Consider the following 735-nt stretch of genomic DNA (forward strand, 5'->3'; position numbering starts at 1 on the left):
CATATAAAAAACTCCTCTCGTAGGGTTAGTATTCCATACCATCTTTCAAAAGAAGTTAGTCATTTTCTTAAGTTGACATCTATGGAGGCACAAGCCGCGCCTCCTTTGTCCTCCGGACATGGACTCGGGTCTTGTTTGCCTGTGACAGCGCAAATCCCTGCGCTTTTCCCTGTAGGAGTCGAGTGACGGGAATGCATTCCTGATAAAAAGTAAGATCTGACGGATTTCGTCGGGTCTTACTTTTTTTAGATCATACCGATTTTTTTCAAGGTGTTATAGAATGGTTAAAATCAGATGTACCATTATCTATTTTGTAAGAAAGGACGTGTCGCAAGAAATGAACGAGATCCTTTTACAAAAACAAGCGACGATCAAACGTTGCATCATTAGAATGAACGAAGTCTATAATAATGACTCCAAAAATTTAAGTGATTTAACCAGACAAGATAGCATCATTTTAAATTTGCAACGGATCTGCCAAGCTTCTATCGATATGGCGATGTATGTCGTAAGTACACGAAAACTGGGATTACCTAAAACGAGTCAGGATGGAATTAAACTATTAGAGAAAGTACACTTTATCAACTCTTCTTTATCTACCAGTCTAATGAATATGATGAGATATTGTACTATCGCAATCCATGACTGTGTAATGCAAAATAGGAGTGGTTCTTACGCAATGTTAGTGAGGTAATGTTTTCAATACTATGGGAATAGAGTTAAAAAGGACTGATT

The 735-nt window shown here is 37.7% G+C and carries 1 protein-coding gene; it reads left to right on the forward strand.

The genetic code is table 11. The features are described from left to right. Window positions 1-337: 337 nt before the first annotated feature. Window positions 338-694: a type VII toxin-antitoxin system HepT family RNase toxin gene (gene hepT / locus KNQ13_RS16270; RefSeq protein WP_353048755.1), complete on the forward strand. Its 357-nt coding sequence runs from the start codon at window positions 338-340 to the stop codon at window positions 692-694. Window positions 695-735: the final 41 nt, after the last annotated feature.

The organism is Exiguobacterium sp. s128, assembly GCF_018618815.1.
Classification (GTDB): domain Bacteria; phylum Bacillota; class Bacilli; order Exiguobacteriales; family Exiguobacteriaceae; genus Exiguobacterium_A; species Exiguobacterium_A antarcticum.

Excerpts from the sequence above, each read along its gene's own strand:
- hepT (WP_353048755.1), top strand. The coding sequence starts at position 338 with ATGAACGAGATCCTTTTACAAAAACAAGCGACGATCAAACGTTGCATC.